Raw genomic sequence first — 24,860 nt, forward strand, 5'->3', positions numbered from 1 at the left:
ATCTGTAGGGAAGAAAGCAACTTACGCCTTGCTTTCACACCCTTATCTTACAAGATAAAACGCTTTCTTGAGCCAAGAGCGACATGAAATGACGGGATTACGGAATGAATTGCATTTATATATGCATCAACTGCCTAAATTCTTTGACTTTACTTCGACTGACGGGCACTTTGGCATCCATATCACGTAGACGCAGCAGGTAGGTATTGTTGAACCATGGAACGATTTCATGGATTTGGGACAAATTGACGGTATAGGAACGATGACAACGATAGAATCGATCTTGAGGCAGCATAGCATGAAAATCCGAAATACTCATTGGCATCGTATAGATACCGCTCTTCGTGAATACGTTCGTCACCTTCTCTTGTGCTTCGGCATAGTAGATGTCATCGCTATCCGTTACGATATATTTATCATTTTTCAGCAGATTAATGCGTTTTTCCTCAGCTCTTGGCCTGCTGTCCATAGGATTTGAACTTCCTCCTTGCTGCACATCCCGTTCGAAGGCGGTCTCCAGCTTACGTAACATCGCGGCAATCCGGTTCTCGTCATAGGGCTTCAAGATATAATCAAAAGCTTCCAGTTCAAAAGCTTGGGCAGCATGTTCCTTATAAGCTGTTGTAAAAATAACATACGGTTTTTGCGCGAACTTACTGATATTAGTCGCTAGCAGCATCCCGTCCAGGGATGGAATGTTGATATCGAGAAAAATCGCATCGACTTCCTTCTCCTGCAGAAATTTAAGCACATCAAGGCCATCCTCGAATCGCTCCACGATTTCAATGCGGCTATGTTTGGTAATCAGATATTCCAGCTCTTCACTGGCCAATACTTCATCTTCCACAATTATCGCTCTCATCGTGTCTCCTTCTGTATGTCAAAAAAGATATTCGTTCCTTGATCTAGTCGCTCCACTGTAACACCATGCCCGAAAATGAGCTTCACACGCTTATGCACATTGAAAAGACCAATATGGTTCGGTGGAACACGCTCCTCCAGCACCTGTTTAATGATATCTTCACGGATACCCACGCCAGTATCCTGCACACCAATCCGAATGTAATCTTCTGTATCTTTGACATAGATGGTGACCGTTCCGGGTCCTTTCTCCTTCAGTATACCGTGGACAATCCCATTCTCCACTAACGGTTGAATGATGAGACTGGGAATCTTCACGGCGACCTCATCCACATCATAAACAACATGTAGCCGATTTCCAAAGCGTGCTTTTTCAATTTCTACGTAATTCCGAACCTGCTCCAGCTCCTTATGGATATCGATCAATTCATCCGTTAGCTCCAAATTATAACGTAAATATCCTGATAAATTGACGATCAGTTCCCTCGCTTGATCCGGTCTATTCCGGATCGAGGACCCAATCGCGTTCAACGCATTGAACAAAAAGTGAGGCTGAATGGTTGTCTGCAGCGCTTTGAGCTCAGCTTTATTCGCCATCTCCTTAGTCTCTTCCACACGGGAAACTTCCATTAATGTCGAAATGATCTGGGATAAACCGACGGCCATAGTCTGCAGCGGATAGGTAATTTTATGCGCTTTCCGATAATAAATCTTCAAGGTCCCAGTAACTTCTTCTCGCTCTTTCAGCGGAATAATGAGTAAGGATTGAATGCCGGGCAGCGCATCGTCCAACGCATGGTTGCTTATCATGAACTCCCCGCTCCGTATCGTCTCTTTGGTCATATCACTTATGATCTCATGCCGGAATTGATAGCGGTCTTCCCCAAAACCGACGTAAGCGAGCACGTTCGAGGCATCCGTAATCGCCACTGCATCGGCTTGAATATCTTCTTTAATAATGGAACAGATCTTGTGCAATGATTCGGTATTGATGGAGCGGAAATAGGGTAATGTCTTATTCGCAATGTCCAAAGCTAACTTCGCTTGCTGCGCAGCGATTCCTTCCCGCTCACTTTCTACATTCTGAATTAACAAAATGATCAATCCCGCATTCACTTGCCCTAGAATCATCGGTGTTGCAATTTTGGATACAATCTCGATACCTAAAGTTACAGGCTGCGCCATGAATATGATCAACAGCATCGTTAATGCCTCGCAAGCCATCCCGGCAAGAATCCCGATAAACCAACGTTTCGCTTTAGATGTTCGAAGATGAATATATCCAGATACCAGCCCCGCAATAATACTCGTGATGAGACATGGAATCGAGGTCACCCCGCCGATATCGATCAAATAACGATGGATTCCGGACACCACGCCCACGACAAGACCGACCCAAGGCCCGAATAAGATGCCTCCTGCCATAATCACGATGATCCGTACGTTGACGAGCGAGCCTTCCACATCAATGCCTGAGTAGGTACCGAATAGTGCAAAGGTACAGAACAGAATCGTAACGACGGAAAACTCCTTCGTTGTCAGCGATTCTTTTTGCAGAATTTGCTTAAAGCTCGGAATACGAGTTAAGAAAAACAAAATAATTAACAATAATGCTGCCCGCTCAAAGAGCTGAAGCAGCATCGTGAAATCTCCTTCTATGGAAACTACCTCCCTTTATCACAAGCTGTTGTTTGATTATTTTATCAAAGTTTGCTCTGTTTTCACGTTCCAAATATATACAAAATGTTCGTCATATACTTCACTGGCTACATCCCCTTCTTAATAAAACAGTCCCGATGACCTAACAAAGCATCATCGTGACTATTCTAGAAGTTCCACACTTTTTTTACTGATTCCACACTTTATATCACCAGACAGCTGTCACGGGAAAATATAGTATTAGACCGAGGTTGTTGATCCTATGCGGTTTTTGAATAGCAAAATCAGCAGCCTCTGTAAATATAAGTTTTAGACTGACCCCGTAAAAAGAAGCAGCGGCGGCGGATAGGACTCGAAAATAAAGTCTTAGACTCCCGCTATATTATTTAGCTATCGTATCCCGTTAATTGAATGACTTAAGGTCTACTTCCGATAGCTTCCGGCCATCATTAGCTTTACTCCGGCCTTCAACATTGCCCATGCAGAAAGCTATTCCGCAAAAGTATATGCTTCCTCCCTGAATGTCCGTAATGAACCCGCGGCCGGAGCGAAGATCATGGGGCGGTGACGGAAGGCAGTGTTGTAACGGTGATGGACGAACAGTACGGCTGGATGAAGATCCAGTCCGGTCGTCTAACAGGCTGGGTGTCGGATGATTATGTAGCCCTCTCTGGCTCTTCTGCTATTGGGGGAACAGCCAGCAGCAGCTCAAGCAACCATACGAACTGGGCAGCATCCGGGGCAAGACGTTCGTCATCGACACCAGACATGGCGGTGATCCGGGAATGATCGGCACCACCTACGGGACCTTGGAAAAAAATTTAAACCTGCAGACCGTCTATTATCTGCGCGATTATTTAAAGGATGCCGGTGCTCACGTAACCATGACACGGACGAAAGACAGCCATCGCATTTCCCTTTCCAGCAGGGCTCAGTTGTCACAGTCCGTCTCTGCTGATGCCTTTGTCAGCATCCACTATAATTCATCGCCGACAAAAGTATCCGGTACGCTTACCTTTTTCTTGTTAAATTGCACCATATTGTAATCAAAAGAACCGACTATAAAAAGTCGGTTCTTTATCTTAACTTCGTCATTTTTTATCGTTGGTTTACAACTTTTCAATTCTTGCACATTATAGGGGTTCTATTTAAAAGGTCTTTCGTTTTCGTATGAGGATATTCGTTCATATAGAGTTTCCTTTGGGACATCGGACTATTACCATAAAATATCTCCAACAAAATTAGATCAATGAAGCTTCGTGGCAATGGGGATGCCTATGAAGAACACATGTGTGGAGGGAACAACAAGCGAAACACCTGACATTCCATGATAAATGGGTGTACTAATTCTTAAAACGCTCCACTGCATCCATAAAACGCCCATCCATCAGTCGAACGATGTGGTTCACGATCGCCTCACAAGGCGTTTTCATCCCATCCTCAATCCAATCCAGCAGCGTTCCTGCAAAGGCATGGCTGTAAAATTGAACGATGAACGTCTTGTCCTCTTCCGAAATCGCACGGGAATCCGAAACTTCATTGATGACATTGCTTAGAAGTTCAAACAAAACCTGATTTAAAAACATCTCCAAATGCTCTTTTCCAAGAGAACGACATGTGTTCATACAAAGCGTCTTGTTGCTTTCCACATATTCTGAAATGATCAACAGCCCCTGCTGCCAAGTCGCATAGTATTTGTTATTCTGGATAGCGCCTAGTGCCTCCGTTTTATATATCCATCCAAGCAGGTCATAAATATCCTGAAAATGATAGTAAAAGGTTTGGCGATTCAACTTGCAGGCTTCCACCAAGTCTTATTTTATCTAAAGTCTTGGTGCCCAGCATATCCTTCAATGCATCAGCCAATGTATGCTTGGTGTACGGATGCATAGGAAACCTCTCCTTACGGTGCAATGTTCCTTATTATTTTACCATAACCTATAGATTTTTTAGACACATGGCACCTGACGTTGAAATTTTAGACACAGGGCTTTTACTGTCTATTTTTATTCCATTCATACTCCTATAAAGTGGAGGTATCAGGAACACTAAAGGAGGTTATAAGGATGTATTATAGCAATGGTAACTATGAAGCATTTGCCCGTCCAAAGAAACCACTCGGTGTTGATCAAAAATCCGCCTATCTGATCGGCTCTGGTCTTGCATCACTGTCCGCAGCCGCGTTCCTCATACGTGATGGTCAGATGAAGGGGGAAAACATTCATATTCTTGAGGAACTCGATATTGCCGGAGGTGGATTAGACGGCATCTACGATGACGGCCGGGGTTTCATTATCCGCGGTGGCCGGGAAATGGAAAACCACTTCGAATGCCTTTGGGATCTATTCCGCTCTATTCCTTCACTTGAAACGGAGGGTGCATCGGTATTAGATGAATTTTACTGGCTCAACAAGGAGGATCCGAACTTCTCCTTGCAGCGTGCTATCCTCAATCGTGGTGAGGATGCACATACCGATGGCAAATTCACACTTACTCAAACCGCTTCGATGGAAATTATCAAGTTGTTCTTTACTCCAGAAGAAGCGCTTGAAGATATGAAAATTACAGATGTCTTCTCGGAAGATTTCTTTAACTCGAATTTCTGGCTTTACTGGCAGACGATGTTTGCGTTTGAGCCTTGGCACAGCGCCATGGAAATGCGCAGATATATCGCTAGATTCATTCATCATATCGGGGGATTGCCAGATTTCTCAGCGTTGAAATTTACAAAATACAATCAGTACGAGTCTCTTGCACTGCCGCTAATGAAGTATTTGAAAGGCCATGGTGTCACTTTCCAATATGCAACGACCGTAACTAATGTTGAGTTTGATATTACGGAGAACAAGAAAGTTGCTAAAAAGCTGGTCTATGTTCAAAACGGACAAGAAAAACACATTGACCTGACTGAAAATGATCTGGTATTCATCACCAATGGCAGCAATACCGAAAGCTCCACTTTAGGCGACAACAACACTCCCGCCATTATGAACACATCCCTCGGGGGAAGCTGGGAGCTTTGGAAGAAGATCGCGGAGCAAGATCCTGCCTTTGGTCGTCCAGACAAATTCTGTGGCAACATTGCGGAAAGCAACTGGGAGTCTGCCACCATTACAACGCTAGATGACCGGATTCCGCCTTATATCGAAAAAATCTGCAAGCGCGATCCATTCAGCGGAAAGGTCGTTACTGGCGGTATCGTGACGGTAAAAGATTCAAAATGGCTGATGAGCTTTACCTTGAACCGTCAGCCTCACTTCAAATCCCAGCCAAAAGACCAGCTCGTCGTATGGGTATACAGCTTGTATTGCGACGTGCCAGGTGACTACATCAAGAAACCGATGAAGGACTGCACGGGTATCGAGATCACGAAAGAATGGCTCTACCACATCGGCGTACCTGAAGCAGAGATTCACGATCTTGCCGTAAACTCCGCAAACTGTGTCCCTTGCATGATGCCTTATGTTACATCTTACTTCATGCCAAGAGCTGCGGGAGATCGTCCGAATGTAGTTCCTGATGGATGTGTCAACGCTGCCTTTATCGGTAACTTTGCCGAAACACCGCGAGACACGGTATTCACCACAGAGTATTCGGTACGTACCGCCATGGAAGCTGTGTACACGCTTCTTGACATTGACCGCGGCGTGCCAGAAGTATTTGGTTCAGCTTATGATGTCCGTGTGTTGATGGATTCCACAGCGAAAATGATGGACGGCAAGAAACTAACCGATATGGAGCTGCCTCCAACAATCCAATTAGCAGCAATGACGGGTGTGCAAAAAATTTCTCACACCAGAATCATGCAGCTGCTTAAAGAGTATAAGTTGATCTAAACGAAAACGAATAGATGTAAAGCTATGAGGTTGTTGCACAATGGTGAGAGAATCAAATCACCGTGCTTCAGCCTCAGAAAAATAAGTTTTAGATTTACCACAATAAATGTAACAACGGCGACCTAAGACCTGAAAATAAAGCCTTAGACTCGCCGCTGCTTTACTTAGCTATCGAACCCCGTTAGCTTAATAACAAAATAAAGAAGGGGTTACAAACTGTAATGTAACCCCTTCTTTATTATTGCGTTAGTTAACAATTTGACTGCTGCATTCACTATTACGTCAACGTTGTGTGGTTCGAAATTGCTTTAATAATCGTATCCCAATCGTCAAAGTGTACTTCATGCCCCATTCCCTCAACCGTTAACAAGGATGCATTTGGTGCTTCATTAGCAAGTGCAACACCATGTTCCAAGGGAAGAATCGTATCACCCGTGCCGTGAATAACCAAAACAGGTACATGGATTTCCTTTAACTTTCCTTCGTATGCGTCGTCACCTTTAAGTAGTCCATGATTCAACATACTGACTAGATGATTCGCTCGTTTTATCTCGCGTTTTACTTGCTTATACGCTCTATGCTCATCGAAGTGATGCTTGGTACCACACATCAGTCGAGAGCCATTGACCAAGTATTTTGCAACCGCCTCTTCATCTAACCAATCCAGTGTCGCTCCATCTGCATGATGAGCATGAATCTTCTCATCCATCGGAGGCAAACCTCTGTCGATATAATCAGATCCAAAGATAGTCGAGGCGATCAAAGTTATGGTTAGAACTCTTTGAGGATGCTTTACTGCGATGATCTGTGCAATCATGCCACCCAGTGACAATCCCACGATGTGCGCTTGGTCAATTCCGTATGAATCAAGCACCCCGACTGCATCATCAGCCATGTCCACCACGGTATATTGGGATTCCCCAGATGGATAGGTAATTGAACGTCCCACATCTCGGTTATCAAATCGAATCACATAACGACCCGAGTCAGCCAAACCTTGGCAGAACTCGTCGTCCCAATAAATCATCGAACACATGCCTCCCATAATCAGCAAGACAGGTGGATGATTCGGATTGCCGAAACTCTCTGTGCATATCTCAATGCCATTGATTTTCCTTATCTTTTCACTCATGAGATAACTCCCCATTTCATTCGAATTTGTAATTTAAAAAAGCACACTCAAATTAACCCATACATTTTTCAAAAAAATGAATGAGATTAGATGAACTGTACTTCAAATTAACGTAAACGAATGAACTTGATAATCATTAGGAGCACTCTCCTTTAAAACTATTTGGGATTTTACCCCAAATTTTAATTATACCATACTCACTGCAATTTTTATAAGCTCTAATGGTCGAATGGTCGAAACAGATAATCCTTACTACGTTAACCTGCCCGTTAGCCTAATAGCTCCGCGAGTCTAGAACTTTATTTTTCATAAAAAACTTTATTTTCTCCGAACAAAATCTGTAGCTTTAGAATAAAGATTGATCAAATTAATACTAATAGCCTTGATAAACAAGCAAAAAGAAAGAGCGTGTTTTGAAAAAAGATTAATCAAAATACGCTCTTAATATATTTTATTGAATCATTCTTTTATAAAAAAGTTTGATCATTTCTATGATATTTCCTCCATTAAAGCGCCCTTTAATGGAGGAACATGCCAGAGGGTGTCAAACAAAGAACTAAGGCTTTGGTCAACCTTTTTGTTTACTTAAATAAAGCAGTCACAGTAGTAATTTTGTGACTTCCATTTTTAACTAAACGAAAATTGGAACACACTCTAATGGCCTTCCCCATTTAATTAAATACGATTCAAGCTTAGCAAAGTCAGTTTTACCGTAAATTAATTTGCTGTTTTTAATTGGTTCAATCTCTACTGTCTGGTAATCAATGATGTTCAAACCCTCACCGGAATTTTTGTAAATCTGGAATACTTGCCTCTCCTTTTGTGCGTGGTGGGTGGTACTTCCATTTTACCAAAGGATGGTTTCTTTTTGTTTTTCTTTACATAAAAAGGGGCAATCCCTCAGCCAATTTTCCATGGCTTTTGGGACAGCCCCTCTAATCCTTTAACTGATAGAAAACCTGTTCAATTTTGCCTCAGTACCAAGCATGACAGTGTTAAGCTCATTCCCTCGGCTATCTTGTCCCCTTCTGAAATAGAGACTGCGTAAAAAATTCTTGCTGTTCACGCGAGCAATCACCTGACTGCGACTTCTCGGCAAATTGCAGCATTGCGCTAAGCCGCTAATCCAATCAGCGATTTCTTGATGTGGAAGTAACTCTTTGTCAATCATCGTATCCACGATGTTGACCAACCGCTCATCATCCTCATCGCTAAAAATGTGTCTACCATTTTGAAGCATGCCAGAAATAGCGACAAGAACCTCACGCAGCATTGCGACGCTGCTCTCCTCGCACTGCACCAGCTCGACAAAAACATCCGCACCGTGAGACGCGCTGTGAGCCCAGCCTCCTACTGAAAGGTAACCTCGCAGATCCTTCTCCTCTTTATAATAACGGAGCATTGCATGCATTAATTGCTCAATTTCCGCTTGATTGAAAAATGGATTCTGTCTGTGGCGTTGCACAATCAAAGCGATAGGCAAGGCAGAGAACGTCCTTGTAAAAACTGACTGATCATCCTCGCTGCCAATATTATAGAACAAATGGTTCTCATCAGTCAGAACAGTTAAGAGGCTACGCAACTCCTCTCCACTGAACCTATTCTCTTCCTTAATCCACATATAAAACATCGGATAAATCAGGTTATCCCGTAATTCTGGCTGAGGATCGCCAATATATTGAAGTAACAAAGGTAAGAAATCTTGATGCTGCTCACCTTCGCGTAACTGATACTCATCCTTCTCAATTCTTTGCAAATCCAGCATCAATTTGGTCCTTGTATCGCTCATTTTCCCATCCCTCTCATCATTCGTTCACTCGCCTCGCCGAGATCATGAGTCAGCGGAAATTCTGCTTATTCCTATTCCCATCCCTTGGATGCAATAAATTCAGACATCAATTTCATTGCACCGCGGAATTTGTCAGGGTGAAGCCCAAATCCAACCCTGAAATGTCCAGGACGCTCAAACACTTCACCAGGAAGAACAGATACTTCCGTACTCGCAATCAATTTCTCTGCAAAATGTTGGCTACTAAGTGTTTTATCTTTCAAAAACGGGAAGGCAACGATTCCGCCTTCTAGTTCAACCCAGTCGAGTACCGTATTATGCTCGTTGACTAGCTTTCGGAATTCTGATACTTTTCTAGCATCCATGACTTGTGCTCAAGTCCGATCTTCTTCCAATGAAGCAGAAGCCTAACCGCAATAAAATCATTAATCGAACAAATTGTATGAGTAGTATAATCTTTAAAATCACGAATTTGGTCGATCAACTCCTTGTCAGCGACCACCCACCCTACTCTCAGTCCAACACATGCGAGACATTTGATCATGGCTCCCATAGCTATTCGTTTCCCATTGTAGAAGCAAGCAATGTACTTAAAAATCCGAGCCTTAGCATCTTTGCGGGTCTTGAACTTCTCTAAATATACGAGTTCTTTCTTCAGCACACTGTGGAACGACTCGATACAAGCGTTATCATAGCAATTCCCTTTACGGCTCATGCTGCCTTTCATCTTATACGTTTTAAGCCGCTCCTGGTACTCCTGAGAAGTATACTGGCTTCCGCGATCAGAGTGATGGAGGACTTCGCCGCGTGGCTTTTGAACTCGGTAGGCTTGATCTAGCGCCTTGATCACAAGTGACTTGGTCATTCGTTCATCCATATGAAATCCTACGATTTTACGGCTGTATAAGTCCATGACGCTGGCTAAATAAAGCCACCCCTCATCGGTTGGGATGTAAGTGATGTCTGTCATCCAGATCTGGTTAGGCGCACTCGCTTGAAACTGTTGGTTCAGCACATTTGCGGCGACCGGCAAGTTATGTTTGGAATTTTATATTTCTTGACCGTACGGGATTTAAGGCCCAGTTCCTTCATGATACGAGCAACAGTTTTCTCGGTTACCTCTATCCCTTGCTTCTTTAGGGTTTCCCAGACTTTCCTGCTTCCGTAAAGACGCCTGTTGTCGAGAAAAATGCGGCGAATTTTCTTTTTCAGCCACTCATGGCGTTTGCTACGCTTGCTTTCTTTTCGCCGAGTCCAATCATAATAACCGCTTCGGGAGATTCCAAATACGGTGCACATCTTCGCGACACGGAGCTTGAAGCGGTGATCATGAATAAATTGATAGATCAGCGCCGGTCTTTTGCAAAGTAGTGCATCGCCTTTTTTAAGATTTCGTTCTCCTCTTCCAAATCACGAATCCGCTTCTGAAGATCACGCATGGCCTTTTCTTCTGGCTTCAGTTGCCCGCTACCGGGAAACGCTTGATTGCCGTCTTGTTTAAACTCGGCGATCCATCGGTAAATCGTATTTTCATGCAAGCCCATTTCTCGAGCTACCTGCGCCACCGACTTTCCTTCTTCTTGAATGAGTCGAACGGTTTGCAACTTGAATTCTTTGTCGTACTTTTTCGTCATGTCGGACACCTCGATTAAGAATGATTTTATTTTCGCATTCTCGGGTCTCCGTGTCCAATATTGAGTCTAGCACCAGTATTATCCCCTTTAAGTAGACACTCAAAAAAAACCTTGTGCTATCATGAGGAACAAGAGTGAACTTGGAGGGGATTTTTCCATGGCTAAAAAGGGACAAGTGTTTCAACAGTATACCGAAGAATTCAAACTAGCAGCAGTCAAAGCGTATTTAGAAGGGAAGGCCAGCTATAAAACGGTAGCGGAAAAGTTAGAAATCAGAAACTGTACCCAATTAAAAGTATGGGTAAGGAAGTGGCAGCATGGAGAAGCGTTCGATATCCGTAAAGGGGTATCGAATCCTCTTAAGGGACGTCAACGTACAGCCTTTGACACTGTAGAACAAGAACTGGATTATTTGAAAGCACAGGTCGATTACTTAAAAAAGCGGTATACAAATCTGGTAAAGGAGGCACGCTCCGTCCGCAGGACAACTACCAAGTGATTGAAGAGCTGCGTGATCTCTAAGATGTTACGCGTTTGTTAGCCATTGCGGGGGTACCTAGGGCTAGTTATTACAAGTGGCGAGCGACACGGTCATTAAGGGCCGAAAGACAAACAAGAGATCAAGGAGCACATGATGGCTATTCACTTTGCGCACTCCTATTTCGGATATCCTCGTATGATGACAGCTTTGTGGGAGGCTGGTTACCGTGTTAACCATAAAAAAGTATGGCGGCTTATGAAGGACTTATCTATCCAGTCCGTCATTCGCAAGAAACGAAAGCGTTCTAGTTCTACGCCTTCCGTCGTGTACCCTAACCGATTGAAGCGTCAATTCCATGCTGTAGGTCCGCAGCAGAAGCTAGTCACCGATATTACGTATATCTCCGACGGCACACGCTTTTATTACCTGTCGGCGATACAAGATCTGTTCAACAATGAAATTGTGGCTTGGCAATTATCCGAGCGAAACGACGTAAAGCTGGTGCTGGATACGATTGAGCAGTGGACACGAAAAAGAGACGTTTCGGAAGCCGTGCTCCATTCGGATCAGGGCTTCCAGTACACGTCTCAGGCCTACAACTCACGATTGGAAGCATTCAGCGTCAAAGGCAGCCACTCTCGCAAAGCAACCTGCCTGGATAACGCCTGCATCGAATCCTTCTTTTCGCATCTCAAAACAGAGAAGTTGTATCTTCACCAGTGTACGTCAGAAGTTGAGATTCATCAAGCTGTAGAAGAGTATATCTACTTTTATAATTATCAGCGCTTTCAAGCCAAACTCAAACAGCGCGCGCCAATTGAGTATCGGCACGCGCTGGCTGCATAGCTTTTTTCATCTGTCTACTTGACAGGGGTATGACCACTGTCTCCTATTTCAGGAGGTTTTTAATTCTGCGTGACTTAGACACCACCGGAGCTGGGTATGAAGCTTTGCATCAGCTTATGGAATATCTGCCATTATTACCCGATGGTTTAAAGTTTGATGCATATTACCGCATTCTGACCTTCTATAGTGCGCTTGAGAACTGGCCCAAATTGCTCTCTTATTCTAACGAATTGAAGGAAATGGCCATCGCTGAAGGACAAGATAAGTATGTGGCTGAAGGATGGTTGTATGAGTCATCCGCTTATATAGGTATGAATAACTTTGAAGACGCTTTAATAGCTACAAAGCAGTATGCTTTATACGGAGAGCATTATTCATGGTTATCTAAGTGCAATGAGCTCTATATTTCCATTGAGATGTCGAACACAGAACCAATTGAAGAGCTCATGAGCATGTTACAAGCAGACCAATTACTTTTTGTTCTGCCTGTTGCACTTGATGCTTTTTTAAAGAATGGTATGTTGGATGAGGCTGGGCTATATCTTGAGAAATACCAAGTTCAAACAGCCGCTCTTTTAGAAAAAAAAGGTCCGTTTCATTTAAAACATAAGCTACGATTTACACTGGCTTTAACACAATATTATTTTGAAACAGGTCAACATGAGTTGGGATTTGAATATAATGCAATATCTTTAGAATTAGCACTCACTCTAAAAAACATGCAACGTGTGGGAAAAGCAGTATTTACATTTCATGATTATGGACTCTTTGCATCGGTAGAGCAAAAAAGTCGATTCATGAATATCCTTTCGAAAGGGGTGAAGTCCGATGAAGAAAGCAATGCTTGCTATGTTAATAACTCTTTCCTTATATGGTTCTATAGGAATGTCTTCTCAAATGGGATCAAGTGACATTGGATCTAGATGGTCAACAAATGTCATAGGAGAAGGATGGTCAACAAGTTAACATTGGAACTGGATTTGGAATGGAGTACAGGGACAGTGACTAAAAGCATCAAGTGTTTATGCTGCTAAAAGATGGCCTCTGACGTCAGGGGTCATCTTATTTGTCTAATTTCGGTACCCTAGCCTTTTCTTCTTACACCAGATCAACATCACCATTCTAAAACTTTAATTTCTTTCCGCTTGACTGGAGTTGGTTGCTCCTGCTGTGGCCGCGTGCATCGATAGTAGCCCGCGACATCCTCCCACTTTTTTTCGATAAGCGCAGATTTGTATTATGATCGTACACATCATTCGCATGTTGCGCAGGAGGCTTGGACCATGTTTGATCCTACGATTTTCGACAATCTGAAGGTCGTGCTGGAAGGCAAAATCTATGATCTGGATCAGGAAGGAGAATGGCTCGTCATCGGCCGGGAGGATCTGATCGATCTCGCCGGGTTCGGACGGACCTTCCGCATGCGCGTGCAGCGGCCCGGGGAGGCCTGCATTGCCGCATTGACGCTTGCGAGCGGCTTGGCCGATTTCGCCGCCGAGCTGCGGGGTCTGCGGCTTGTCGGGGAAGAGCCGGGCGCCCGGCTGGAGCTCTCCTTCGAGCTGGCGGGCGATTATACGGCGCAGGCGGACGAGATGGGAGAACGGCTGGCTTCCATCTGGGGCGACGCCGTCATCATGCGGCAGGAACGAACGGTTCCCGTCCCGATTCGGATCGGGGCCGCTTCTCCCGCCGCGGACGATGGGACGCACCGCATCGTGCTGACGTTCAGCCAGCCGATCGACGAGCGTCATCTGGGTGAGCTGGGCGCCCTCGTCAAGCAGACCCTCGATTCGCTTCAGCGTCTTAGCGAATAGCTTGCAGGGGGGGCGTCAACGTACGCCCCTCCCGCGGTTATGCGGCCGCACAAGTTCAAGCACCAAGGAGCGAGCCGTTGGCCACTACCAGACCATTTTCACATCGCTGCACGTACAAGATCTATCCGCGAACTACTCATTCAGATACGTCATCGCCCGGTTCTGGATCAGCTTGCTGATTTCCTCCGCCGATTTCTGTCCATTCATGTAATAAGCAAATTCTTGCGAGACGATATTGACTAGATCCAAATCAACCGATCCGTAGCCGCTGTATTTTACCGTCTCTAAAGCCGATTGCACCTTCTTTATCCCCTGCTCGAACGCTTGGGCATCAGGCAGCGGGAAAGAGAGGGGCAAGGGCACATCCGCTGCCTGAGAATCTTGCTTGCCGTCCCATTTCACGATCTGCTGCCGGGCCTGCTGCAGTTTTTGGGCGGTAGCCGCCTTGTTCAACGGAAATCCCTGAAGCTCGGTTGAAGTCTGCATTTCCTCGGACAGCATAAATTTCAGGAACATCCATGCCTCATTTTTTACGGCCGATTTGTTGTTAATCGCATACGCCTCCCACATTTCATAGACAGTTCCGCCGTGCCCCCCCGTACCCGCAAAGGAAGGCTTGCGGTAGATCGCCGTATCCGGGTTCAAGTAACTGACTAGGGCATTCAGCGGTCCGGACATATCGGCAAGGCTGAACAGACTATTCGACAGCCCTTTGCCATAGTTTCCGGCGTCCTCCATTCCGATCGCCTTTTCATCATAAAGCGACTTGATCTGCTCCATCGCATGGCGGAACTCGTCGGAATCAAAGCGGGCCTCCCCGTTCCGGTAATACTGTTTCAAATCGCCTGTCAGCAAAAAATCCGGTGCGATATTCAAAAATGCATAGAATTTTTGTCCCGCCTTCGCTTTCAGCTTGCCGGATAACTCGCCAATATCGCTCCATGTCCACTTGCTGTCGTCAATCGTGATCCCCGCTTGCTCCATCAGTTGTTTGTTGCCTTGAACGAACCCGTAGGGCGTAAAGCTGATCGGCATAATATACTGGCCATCCCCGGATGATACAGACGGAAGCAGATAGTAATCTTGCGGTTGGAACGCGCTATCTTGGCGCAGCATCTCTTGGATATCGGCAAACGCCTGCTTCTTCGCAAACTTATCCTTCGGCAAAAAATCGGTAGCGATAATATCGGAAGCCTTGCCCGACATAATCTGGGTCGTCATCGATTGGATATATTTTTCCACTTCCAGCAGGGTAACGTTTTGCTTGGACTTCATCGCCTCAAAATACTCTTGAATCTCCACATGGATATCGGGATGAAGCATCTCAAACTTCTGCACGGCTTCCTTCAAAAAAGAACTTGCCACCGGGACGGCAATCACAAGCGACTTCGCTCCATCCGCTTGCACAACCGCCTTCCCGTCCGCTGCCTGTCCGCCTTGTCCGCCGGAACAAGCAGCGAGCAGCAATCCAAGCACAGTCATAACCGTTAAAATCATCGCCCATTTTTTTATCATCGTTATGTCCCCTCTCCTTCAATCGGTAATAGAGTCGTATCGTTCGCCACGCATCGTATAGGCGGCTCCGTTCAATCCGCAACAGCGTCTCAGAGCCTTACCGGATCGCCGTCCCGCAGCGGCTCGCTGGATTCGGCCACAATTTGGTCCTGCGCGTTCAGCCCCTCCGCCACGGCTTCCTCGCTCGTTTCGTCCAAGATCCGAATATACTTCTGTTTCACATAATAATGGTTGCCGAGGGAGCTCCTATTTTCCTCCACGACAAATACATAATAGCCGCGGCTATCTTTCCGCAAATAAGCCTTGCGCAAGACAAGCCCCTCTTCCGGGGACGGTTTCTCGATCTGAACGCTCGCCTGCTCACCTCCCTTGAGCGTCTTCCCGGACAGAGCGACAACCACAATCGCTTGGGCCTGCGGGTTCTCCGTCCCCCCGCCCGGCTTGCCGCCATCCGCACCTCCGCTTGCCCCATGGAACGGAGCGTCAGCCTTGATTTCCGTTATCGTGCCCTTTTCTTGTCCCGCGCCCCGAACCGCGACAGGGAACTCCTCCCCGGCCGCCAACAGCGCGGCGGCATCCGCATCGATCACGAACGAGAATTGAAATCCCTCGCCGGAACTCATCATGGTTATCGCCGTCTGGCCTTGCGAGACGCGCAGCCCTTCCCGCGCCTGCACATCGGCGACGAACCCGGCATACGGCGCAGTCAGCGTCAACTTCTGCTGCCATTCCCGGCGGCGCGCGTTCAGCTTGCGCCTGGCGATTTCTTCATCCACCCTGCCGTTCTGCAGATCGCGCTTGGCTTTGCGCATTTCCTCCGTGTCCCCGTCACGCCCCGCCAGTTTAAAGCGTTCCTGCAGTTCTTCCCGCCCCCGAAGCCGCTTCTGCAGTTCCGCTTCCTCATCAAGCAGCGTCTGCTCCAGCTCGGAGCCATCGAAGGTGACCAGCGCCTGGCCTTTGGCCACGGCATCGCCGGGCTTGACGTGCACTTTCTTCACTTTCCAGCCGCTGTCGCTTGCCAGCTCGTCCTGCCGCCTGGGCATAACCTTTCCGCTCCCCTGGATGAGATGAGTCATCATTCGGGAGGCCGGCTTCTCCGCAATTACTTTCGGCAGCGTCATCGTTTGCAGGGTATGACTGTACACCGTCAGGCCGGCAAGGATGACCAAAAACAGAACAAACAGCGCGGGCGTCAACCGTTTTCGAGTAGCGTTCATGTGTTTGCCCCCTATCCTTTAATCCCTGAAAGCTCAATGCCCTCGATAAAATACGGTTCCATGCAAAAAAAGAGCAGCAGCATCGGCGCCATATAGAGGACCGAAGCGGCGAACAGCACTCCCAACGTCCCTTCCTGCACGCGGGACAGAATGACCGACAATGGCTGCAGCGCGTCATCATGAAGAAACACGAGCGGCTGCTCCACCATATTCCAATAGTCCGCGAACAACAGGACGACAAGCGCAGCCGCCCCCGGCTTCACCATCGGGACGACAATCGTGCCGAAGATCCGAAGCACGCCGGCTCCGTCCATCTTGGCCGCTTCAATATAAGCGTCCGGAATCTGCAGCATGAACTGCCTGAGCAAGAAGACGCCGAATGCGCCGAATATGCCGGGCCAGATTATCGCCCCAGGCGTATCAAGCAGCCCCAGCTTGTCCGACATAATATAGTTGGGCACAAGCGTAACCTGGAACGGCATGAGCATCGTCATCAAATAGAGCATGAACAGCGGCTCCCTCCCGGGAAAGCGCAGCTTGGCGAGCGCAAATGCGGCTAGAAGCGCCATGATCGTTTGTCCGATGATAATCGGAACCACCATAAAGACGGAATTCCAAAACATTTCCAAATATTGCGATGTCTGAATCAGCAGCTTGCCGTACTGGGCAAAGGACACCCAATCGGGAATCAGCTTCATGTTCACCCGTTCATGCGCTTCGCTCTTGCCGAGCATATCGTAATTGGCATGGATCTCCCGCTCGGTCATCACAGAATTGACGATCGTCAGCACGACCGGCAGCAGCACGACCGCCGCGGCCGCGCTCAAGCATAGGGTCCGCACCCATGCGGACAGCATAGATCTCTGAGTCATGGTCGCTCCTCCCTCCTCTATTCCATAAATGACCTGAATGACCGCTCGACCCGATGCAGCGCAAAGACGAGCACCAAGATGCAAAGCGCCATCAGGCACGCTGCGGCGGACAGTTTCTCCACTTCGAGCGAGGCGAACATGTTGTTGATGTAATGCTGCAGCATATAGATGCTGTCATGCGGATAATCGCCGGCGACCAAATACGTCTCCCGGAACACTTTGAACGAATTCAAGATCGACATCAGGATGACCAAAAACATGCTGGGCAGTAAATAGATCAACGTAATGCTGCACAACTTGCGGAGCCTTCCCGCCCCTTCAAGATCGGCAATCTCATAATACTGATCCGGAATATTCTGCAGCCCAGCCAAAAAAAGCACGACATTATAGCCGATGTTTTTCCAAATATAAATCAGGACAACAACGGCAATCGCCCAATCCGATCTCATCCAATCGATGCGGGACATGCCGAACCGCTCCAGCACGACATTCAACGCGCCATTCCAGTCGAAAAAAATCTGCCAGACCTGCACAATGGAAGCCACTGGAACGACGAGCGGCAAGACGAAAGCCGTCCGCAGCCATTTCCGGAAAAATACCCGCGAATGGAGAAACAGCGCCGTACCGAGCGAGGCCACGATAAGCAGCGGGACGCCCATGGCCGTAAAACGAAGCGTATTGCCTGCCGCCTTGAGGAACGATGCGCTCCGGAACAGCGCCTCATAATTGGCGAACGTCCATATCTCGCGATCCGGTCCGCTCTGAAAGGAATACAGGATGCTTTGACCGAATGGAATCACATAGAACAGAAAAAAACCGACCGCACTCGGCGCCAGGAAACAGACGGCGATCCCGATTTCCTTTTGAGCGGAACGCCACATTTTCATACTTCAGCCCTCCTATGTTGTCGTACAACCATCATATTCCCGGCATATATGAGAAGTTAGGTAAAGTTGTAATCAAGTTGTAAAATCGCTCCGAAAAAAAATAAGCCCTCATCTTCTTCAAGATGAGGGCTTGCGCCAAAATCGCCGCGGGCTACGTTGGCATAGAATACGTTGGATTTGAAATCACCTGTAAAAAATATGATGTCACGGCCATAATGTCTTTGCTGAAACTGAATACCTCTTTCGTGCGGGTATCGATCCCCACAATATACTTGATGACACGGGTTTGCTTATGGCGATAACACAAAAGCGTATACTCTTCCCCGTTCACCGGATACTCTCTCCATTCCAGCTCGCTCCAATTCACCGCGCCGCCCCGTTCCAGGAATTGTCTGGCGATCGCGCCCGCTTTATGCTTGCCGAGAGCCCCCCCACCCGTGGAGCCGGAGCGGTAACCGCTATATTGGCGGAGAGCCAAAATATCGCCATCGCTAGCATTCAAGGAGACGATATAGTGAATCGACGGATCATGCCGATTGATGAGAATAGCGGTATTCACGCCGCTCGGAAGGTCGCTTAATTGGGTGTTATACTCATCATCGAGGAGAGCTTCGTCGCCCTTTAACTCTTTCAACCAGCTTCTGACCTGATCCGGATCAAATGTTTCCAGCTCAATGCGCGTGTCCTCGAGCGTAAGATCAGCGCCAAAATACGTATTCACTGCCTTCACGCTTAACGTTTTTACCGTGTCCTCCGCCAACGTTCCCGGATACGCGAGCCGTTTTTTCGCCTGTGCCGGCCCGATTTTGTGCGCCATCACCGTATCCTTGTCGACGGGTTCATACCATCCCCCGCAGCCGGCAAGCAGCAGCATGCATGCTGTCCCGATACTTGCAAGTTTTCTCATCTTCATCGGTTCGCCTTCGCCTCGACTTCCTCTTGCCGGTCCTCGAACACCGCTTTGATCGTTGTCCCGGCCCCTTCTTCACTGATGACTTCGAACGTCCCGCGGTGAATCCGCGCGATGCTGTGACAGATAGACAGCCCCAGGCCCGCGCCGTTAGATTTGCGCGTCCTTGCTTTGTCCGCCACATAGAATGGCTCGAAGATGTGGGCCAAATGCGCCTGCGACATCCCGATGCCCTGATCCGCCACTTCCACAATGCGCCGCTTATTATCATTGTACACCTTAATCGTGACGCGCCCTTGCGCGGAAGACGCTTTGATCGCATTGTCCGCCAGATTGAAAATAAGCACCTTCATCAAATCTTTCTCCATCCGCAACCAGCAATCTTCGCACTCCAGGACAAGCTCAATTTGCTTCTCCTCCGCCTTCAAGGCGAGCGCCGCTTCCATCTCGCCAATGACGGCTCTCAGATTTTCCCGCCGCATCTCCACCTCATCGCCGCGCAGCACAATCAGATCCATCATCTTTGCCGCAAGCGACTCCAGCCGCCTCGCCTCGCTTCCGATTACATCCAGACCGTCCACGAATACGCGCTCATCATATTTGGTCACCCGCAAAAACTCGGCATAGCCGATAATTGAAGTCAGCGGCGTCTTCAACTCATGCGTAAGGTTGTGAATAAAGCGCTGCTTCTCCAGATTGTTCATCTCCAGCGCCTTGATTTTCTCCTCCACCACCGCGACCATACCGTTAAAATGGGTCGCCAGATTGCCGATCTCATCCTGCGAACTTATCTCCACCCGCTTCGAGAAGTCCCCCTGGGCAATGACCTGGGCGGTTCCGACCATGTTTTCAATCGGCTTCGTCAGCCCTTTGCTAATGAAAAACATCAGAATCATATAGATGAGGCAGGCGGCGATATCGACTTGCCGGAAAAATTGATATTGTTCCATCCGCTCCGCATACACAGGCGTAACATCCTTCATGTAGCTGATCGCATACCGCTTCTGATTGATCTCGATCTGGGACACCGTGAACAGCATCGTGCGCTGATCGGCATCGCTCAACATGTACCGAATCTCGTCCAAGGGGGTATCAAGCAGTTCCCGCCGGGGATGAGGCATACCCGCGTCCGCGCTGCTGCTGTACACCGTATGATGATCCGGTTCGCGCGTTATCTGCAAATACAGATGAGGATCGTTGTTCCGCGCCATAAAATCAGTTCCGGTATTGGAGAGCACCGTTTTTTCATAATCGAGAGAATGGTATATCTTCAAAATCGGCACAATCGTCTCCACCGTCGAACGAATGCTCAGGCTCTCCCTTAGCGTCGCATTGATCTCTTGCTTCAGCAGCTTGCCATGATTGCGTTCAATGATGAACACGGAGGCCAGATTGAAAATAACGACAAACACCAGGATGGAGAACAGGCAAATCTTCTGCCAAAACTTCATCCCTACGCCTCCAGGCGGTAGCCGACTTTATAAATTGTTTTAATCTGATCCTTGAGCTCCAGCTTTTTGCGGAGTGACTTAATATGCATGTCCACCGTTCGCGTGTCGCCAAAATAGTCTCTTCCCCACACTTTATCCAGCAATTGTTCCCGGGAAAGCGCCATATTTTTATTTTTCAATAGTACGACAAGCAGCTCGAACTCCTTCATCGTCAACTCTACCGTCTTCCCGCGAAGCGTGACCTCTCTTCGGTCCAGCAGCACCTCAACCTCATGGCAGGCGAGCGCCGTCTCCTCCCGGCCGCATCTTCGCAGCACCGTTTCGATACGCGCAAGCAGTTCAAGCGTCTCAAACGGCTTCACGATATAATCCTCCGCCCCGAGCTTCAAGCCGTTCACCTTGTCAAACACCGAATTTTTCGCAGTCAAAAAAATGACGGGAACATTGAACGGTTGAAGCTCCTCCATCAGTTCAAACCCGCCGATCCCCGGAATCATGACATCCAACAGCACCAGATCGAACCTTTCCTTCCGAATCCGCGCCAACGCCTCATGCCCGTCATACGCCTCAGCCGTATCATAATTGACAATATTCAAATTCATCTTGATAATCTTGGAAATATTCTCATCGTCTTCAACAATTAAAATTCTTCTGCTCAAAGCGTACCCGCACTCCCGACTCATAATAATATCAATCTATCAATCTCAAGCGTAATGGCAATAAAATGGGGTCTTGACCAATCCTCCCCAGTACCTTTATTCTTCCTCATACTATAATAATCCGGACTCCTATGAAAGCCCAAATCCCCCCAAAGGGACCAAATATAGCGCCGGATACGGCTCCTATCGTCGTATCTCGAAACGCATCCCCCATATAAGCCGTAACGTCGCTGACTTGCCCCCGGTGGATATCTGAGATCGCTTTTCCCGCTACGGCTGCCGTACCGGATATGGCCGCCGTCGAAGCAACAACGGCTGCGATGACAACAGCACTGGCTCCCGCGTGAGCTCTGAACCGGAGCCGTTGCAGGCGAAGCTGCTTAAGCGCACGAATCGCCTCCTTAGCCTAAAAATCTATACATTTATCCCACTAACGCATGATATGTACTCCATTTGCAGAACTTATGGACTCCTGTCTCTCTCTAAAAAACTGCGACAGCAAGATCATCAAACGGGATGCTTCCGGTCCAATCTTCTTAGAAGATTCCGGGAGGTAAAGCTTCGTATAACGTAAAAGACCGGTTGCCAAAGGATTACGGCAACCGATCGTTTCACTTACGGTAACGGTTATATTTAATCTTCGCGCAGCACAGATGCACGTTCTGTTCCCTCGCTGCAAATGCGGTCCAGCATGATGGTGACCGCGAGCAGGTCCGCCGAACCGCCGGGGCTGATGTTTCGCTTGATGAAGTCCTCGTCCAGCTCGCATACCATTTGTCTGCCCTGGTCCGTCAGCATGCCGCCGGCGTCCAGAACGCGCTGAGCCTGCCCTTGGACAATCGCCAGTGTGTCCATGTCGTGTCTGGCGACAATGTTTGTGTCCTCGTTTACGGTCATCAAATGGAGCAGCGTCTGCACGCATCTATCGTTCATGTGGCAAGCACCCTGGGATTTTAAATGCCGGAACGCCGGAAGCGAGCAGTTCCTTACGGTAGGAAATCCGTTCTCCACTTCTCCGCGGATTCCTTTCAAGCCGAATTTCCTGTACAGCGTTTCCCCGTTGGTCAGCCCTTCCGTCTTCTTCAAGGAATCCAGCTCGCGCGAGCACAAACCCGCCGTCATCCTGGATATTCGCTCGCAAAGAGCGTCTTCATCCACACGGGCCCTTTGCTGCTCCACCATACAGCAAGCTGCGGCGGCACAGATGATCCCAAGTGAGAACACCAGCCCCTTGTGGGTGTTTACGCCGCCTGTAGCGTCAAACATGGCTTGTTCGGCCGCCATGCCAAGCGGCCGCAGGCTGTTGAAAAGCTCCTGCGGATGGTCCCCGCGAAACTCCGCTCCCAACCGGGCACACTTGACGAAATAGGAATAAAGGGCGGCAGAGCTCTCCATAAAGGTGAGAAAGTCCATGTCATTATGCGCGCCCCGATTGAACCGGTCAACCAAACCCGGCTTCGGACTGGCGGAAACCTCCAGCAGCAGCGCCAGCACCGCATCTTTTCCCAGCTTCTCGCAAAGCTCAACCTCTGCCATCATAGGTCACCTTTCTCCTAAGCCAAAATGGAATTGGTTTTTTCCGATGTGAGGCTTATAAACCGGCTCCCACATGGCGTTTTGCACCGCTTCTTCGATATGGTCCGTCGGAGCGCCCGCTACGCCATCCTTCATCGCGGCCTTCGCCACCGCAATAGCTACGGCTTTCGACACGCTGCGAAGATCCTCTACCTTGGGCAACAAGGATGTGCCGGGCTTGGTAATATCGACAAGACCGGCTACGGCGGATGCGGCAGCCGTAAACATATTTTCCGTGATCAGCCTGGCTTTCACGACAATGGAGCCAAGGCCGAGGCCGGGAAACACGAACGCGTTATTGGATTGCCCGATCGCATACTCCGTTCCTTTATACGCAACAGGCTCAAACGGGCTGCCCGTGGCGATCAGCGCTTTGCCGTCCGTCCACTCGATCAAGCTGCCCGGCGCCGCTTCCGCTAAAGCTGTCGGGTTAGACATCGGCATGATGATGGGCCGTTCCACGTGCCTCGCCATCTCTTTGACGATTTCTTCCGTGAAAGCGCCGGCCACGCCGGATGTGCCGATCAGAATCGTGGGCTTCACCTGGCGAATGACTTCCAGCAGAGGAATGGTTCCCTTCTCGCAGCGTTTCCAGTCCGCCACTTCATCGGCTTTTCGAACGTAAGGCCGCTGGAATTCCAGTATTCCGTCCATCTCGTCCGTTAACAGCCCGCGTTGATCAATGGCCCAAAATCTATCGTACGCATCCTCTTCGGAAAGTCCGTCCGCCATCATCGCCCGGCTGATCTGATCGGCATTGCCGGTGCCCGCCGAGCCGGGGCCGAAGACAACGATCCGCTGCTCCCGCAGCGGAACACCCGTGAGCTTGAGCGCCGATAAGATGGCGGCAAGCGTAACCGCGCCCGTGCCCTGAATATCGTCATTGAACGTGAGGATTCGATCCTTGTAGGACTTGATAATGTTGCGGGCGTTCACGATGCCGAAGTCTTCCCAATGAAGCAGGGCGTTCGGGAACCGCTCAAGCGCCTTGGCAATAAAGGTAGCGACAAATGCCATATACCGTTCTCCTTTGATCCGCTCATGACGGTTGCCGATATAAAGCGGGTCCTTGAGCAGCTTCTCGTTATTCGTCCCCGCATCGAGCACGACTGCGAGAACCCGGCCCGGATGGATGCCTGCGGCTGCCGTATAAACCGCCAGCTTCCCGATGCAAATATTAATGCCGCCTACTCCCCAGTCGCCGATCCCCAAGATGCTTTCGGAATCGGTGGCGACAATCAGATCGATATCGTCCGGCTTCGCATCGATATGGGCGAATGTCTCCTCCATGCCGCCGATGTCGTCGATCGAAAGGTACACACCGTCGGGGCTATGGTATTCCAAGCTGTAATTCTGGATCGCTTCCCCAACCGTCGGCGTGTAGATAACGGGCAGCATCTCGCTGATGTGATCGCTCAACAGACGATAGAACAGAACCGTATTTCGCTTTGCCAGATCGTTTAGCATGATGTTCTGCCGCAGCTTGTTCGGCTGCGCGAGAAATTGCTCATAGGCCCGTTTGGCTTGCTCTTCCAAGGTCAGCACGATGGGGGGCAGCAATCCTTCGAGCTTCAATTTCTTGCGCTCTTCCAGCGTAAAGGCCACGCCTTTATTGAGTAACGGCTTGGCGAGAATTTCTTTCCCGCAGACGACGGATGCTTCATCGCGCTCAGTGGTTGGAAGATGTAGAGCTGCCATTCGATTTTCCCTCTTTCTTCATTA

General features: G+C 48.3%; 19 protein-coding genes and 2 pseudogenes. 5 read left to right on the forward strand and 16 right to left on the reverse strand.

Translation table 11 applies throughout. The annotated features are described in order from the left end of the window. Window positions 1-115: 115 nt before the first annotated feature. On the reverse strand, window positions 116-862 hold the full coding sequence (locus JSQ80_RS07290; RefSeq protein WP_206094883.1) for a LytR/AlgR family response regulator transcription factor: 747 nt from the start codon (window positions 860-862) through the stop codon (window positions 116-118). Next, window positions 859-2,502 (reverse strand): sensor histidine kinase, encoded by a 1,644-nt coding sequence (locus tag JSQ80_RS07295; protein WP_240463587.1) that lies wholly within the window; start codon window positions 2,500-2,502, stop codon window positions 859-861. Before JSQ80_RS07295 ends, JSQ80_RS07290 begins: the two co-directional genes overlap by 4 nt. A gap of 803 nt (window positions 2,503-3,305) precedes the next feature. Here JSQ80_RS07295 and JSQ80_RS07305 point away from each other — a divergent pair. Beyond that, the gene (locus JSQ80_RS07305; protein ID WP_206094885.1) at window positions 3,306-3,566 is read left to right on the forward strand and encodes an N-acetylmuramoyl-L-alanine amidase family protein; all 261 of its coding nucleotides are present in this window, start codon (window positions 3,306-3,308) and stop codon (window positions 3,564-3,566) included. Window positions 3,567-3,863: 297 nt separating this feature from the next. Here JSQ80_RS07305 and JSQ80_RS07310 read toward each other — a convergent pair whose 3' ends face one another. Then, on the reverse strand, window positions 3,864-4,313 hold the full coding sequence (locus JSQ80_RS07310) for a TetR-like C-terminal domain-containing protein (RefSeq protein WP_240463588.1): 450 nt from the start codon (window positions 4,311-4,313) through the stop codon (window positions 3,864-3,866). A 273-nt stretch (window positions 4,314-4,586) separates the two neighbouring features. Between JSQ80_RS07310 and JSQ80_RS07315 the strand changes: the two genes are divergently transcribed. Then, entirely contained in the window at window positions 4,587-6,356 is a 1,770-nt protein-coding gene (locus JSQ80_RS07315; protein ID WP_206094886.1) for an oleate hydratase, read from the forward strand. A 277-nt stretch (window positions 6,357-6,633) separates the two neighbouring features. Here JSQ80_RS07315 and mle read toward each other — a convergent pair whose 3' ends face one another. From mle to JSQ80_RS07335, 4 genes and pseudogenes are all read right to left on the reverse strand, one after another. Continuing rightward, the gene (gene mle, locus JSQ80_RS07320) at window positions 6,634-7,488 is read right to left on the reverse strand and encodes an alpha/beta fold macrolide esterase (protein WP_206094887.1); all 855 of its coding nucleotides are present in this window, start codon (window positions 7,486-7,488) and stop codon (window positions 6,634-6,636) included. 943 nt (window positions 7,489-8,431) lie between these two features. After that, a complete protein-coding gene (locus JSQ80_RS07325) occupies window positions 8,432-9,277 on the reverse strand; it encodes a DUF2785 domain-containing protein (RefSeq protein WP_206094888.1) in 846 nt (281 codons plus the stop codon). Window positions 9,278-9,348: 71 nt separating this feature from the next. Further along, window positions 9,349-9,642, reverse strand: a complete 294-nt coding sequence (locus JSQ80_RS07330) for an aminotransferase class I/II-fold pyridoxal phosphate-dependent enzyme (protein ID WP_206094889.1) — start codon at window positions 9,640-9,642, stop codon at window positions 9,349-9,351. Between the two features lie 191 nt (window positions 9,643-9,833). Then, window positions 9,834-10,911: pseudogene (locus JSQ80_RS07335) on the reverse strand (IS3 family transposase); the annotation flags it as partial. A gap of 157 nt (window positions 10,912-11,068) precedes the next feature. Between JSQ80_RS07335 and JSQ80_RS29950 the strand changes: the two are divergent. The 3 genes and pseudogenes from JSQ80_RS29950 (at window position 11,069) to JSQ80_RS07350 (ending at window position 14,052) form a co-directional block, all read left to right on the forward strand. Beyond that, a pseudogene (locus JSQ80_RS29950) lies at window positions 11,069-12,238 on the forward strand (IS3 family transposase). Window positions 12,239-12,267: 29 nt separating this feature from the next. After that, a complete protein-coding gene (locus tag JSQ80_RS07345; protein ID WP_206094890.1) occupies window positions 12,268-13,149 on the forward strand; it encodes a hypothetical protein in 882 nt (293 codons plus the stop codon). Between the two features lie 372 nt (window positions 13,150-13,521). Beyond that, window positions 13,522-14,052, forward strand: coding sequence for a hypothetical protein (locus tag JSQ80_RS07350; RefSeq protein ID WP_206094891.1), 531 nt, complete (start codon window positions 13,522-13,524; stop codon window positions 14,050-14,052). A 132-nt stretch (window positions 14,053-14,184) separates the two neighbouring features. Here JSQ80_RS07350 and JSQ80_RS07355 read toward each other — a convergent pair whose 3' ends face one another. The 9 genes from JSQ80_RS07355 to JSQ80_RS07395 form a co-directional block, all read right to left on the reverse strand. Beyond that, window positions 14,185-15,567, reverse strand: coding sequence for an ABC transporter substrate-binding protein (locus JSQ80_RS07355; RefSeq protein ID WP_206094892.1), 1,383 nt, complete (start codon window positions 15,565-15,567; stop codon window positions 14,185-14,187). Between the two features lie 89 nt (window positions 15,568-15,656). Further along, window positions 15,657-16,784 carry an efflux RND transporter periplasmic adaptor subunit gene (locus JSQ80_RS07360; RefSeq protein WP_206094893.1) on the reverse strand — a complete coding sequence of 376 codons (1,128 nt, stop codon included), beginning with the start codon at window positions 16,782-16,784 and terminating at the stop codon, window positions 15,657-15,659. Between the two features lie 11 nt (window positions 16,785-16,795). Then, entirely contained in the window at window positions 16,796-17,656 is an 861-nt protein-coding gene (locus JSQ80_RS07365; protein WP_206094894.1) for a carbohydrate ABC transporter permease, read from the reverse strand. Between the two features lie 17 nt (window positions 17,657-17,673). Continuing rightward, window positions 17,674-18,543, reverse strand: coding sequence for a carbohydrate ABC transporter permease (locus JSQ80_RS07370; RefSeq protein WP_206094895.1), 870 nt, complete (start codon window positions 18,541-18,543; stop codon window positions 17,674-17,676). A gap of 151 nt (window positions 18,544-18,694) precedes the next feature. After that, a complete protein-coding gene (locus JSQ80_RS07375; RefSeq protein ID WP_206094896.1) occupies window positions 18,695-19,456 on the reverse strand; it encodes a hypothetical protein in 762 nt (253 codons plus the stop codon). Continuing rightward, a complete protein-coding gene (locus tag JSQ80_RS07380) occupies window positions 19,453-20,904 on the reverse strand; it encodes a sensor histidine kinase (RefSeq protein ID WP_206094897.1) in 1,452 nt (483 codons plus the stop codon). Before JSQ80_RS07380 ends, JSQ80_RS07375 begins: the two co-directional genes overlap by 4 nt. A 2-nt stretch (window positions 20,905-20,906) precedes the next feature. Beyond that, on the reverse strand, window positions 20,907-21,563 hold the full coding sequence (locus JSQ80_RS07385) for a response regulator transcription factor (RefSeq protein ID WP_206094898.1): 657 nt from the start codon (window positions 21,561-21,563) through the stop codon (window positions 20,907-20,909). A gap of 633 nt (window positions 21,564-22,196) precedes the next feature. Beyond that, the gene (gene citG / locus JSQ80_RS07390; protein ID WP_240463589.1) at window positions 22,197-23,102 is read right to left on the reverse strand and encodes a triphosphoribosyl-dephospho-CoA synthase CitG; all 906 of its coding nucleotides are present in this window, start codon (window positions 23,100-23,102) and stop codon (window positions 22,197-22,199) included. Window positions 23,103-23,105: 3 nt separating this feature from the next. Beyond that, entirely contained in the window at window positions 23,106-24,836 is a 1,731-nt protein-coding gene (locus JSQ80_RS07395; protein WP_206094899.1) for an NAD-dependent malic enzyme, read from the reverse strand. Window positions 24,837-24,860 lie beyond the last annotated feature (24 nt).

The organism is Paenibacillus apiarius, from assembly GCF_017052585.1.
GTDB classification, from domain to species: domain Bacteria; phylum Bacillota; class Bacilli; order Paenibacillales; family Paenibacillaceae; genus Paenibacillus_B; species Paenibacillus_B apiarius.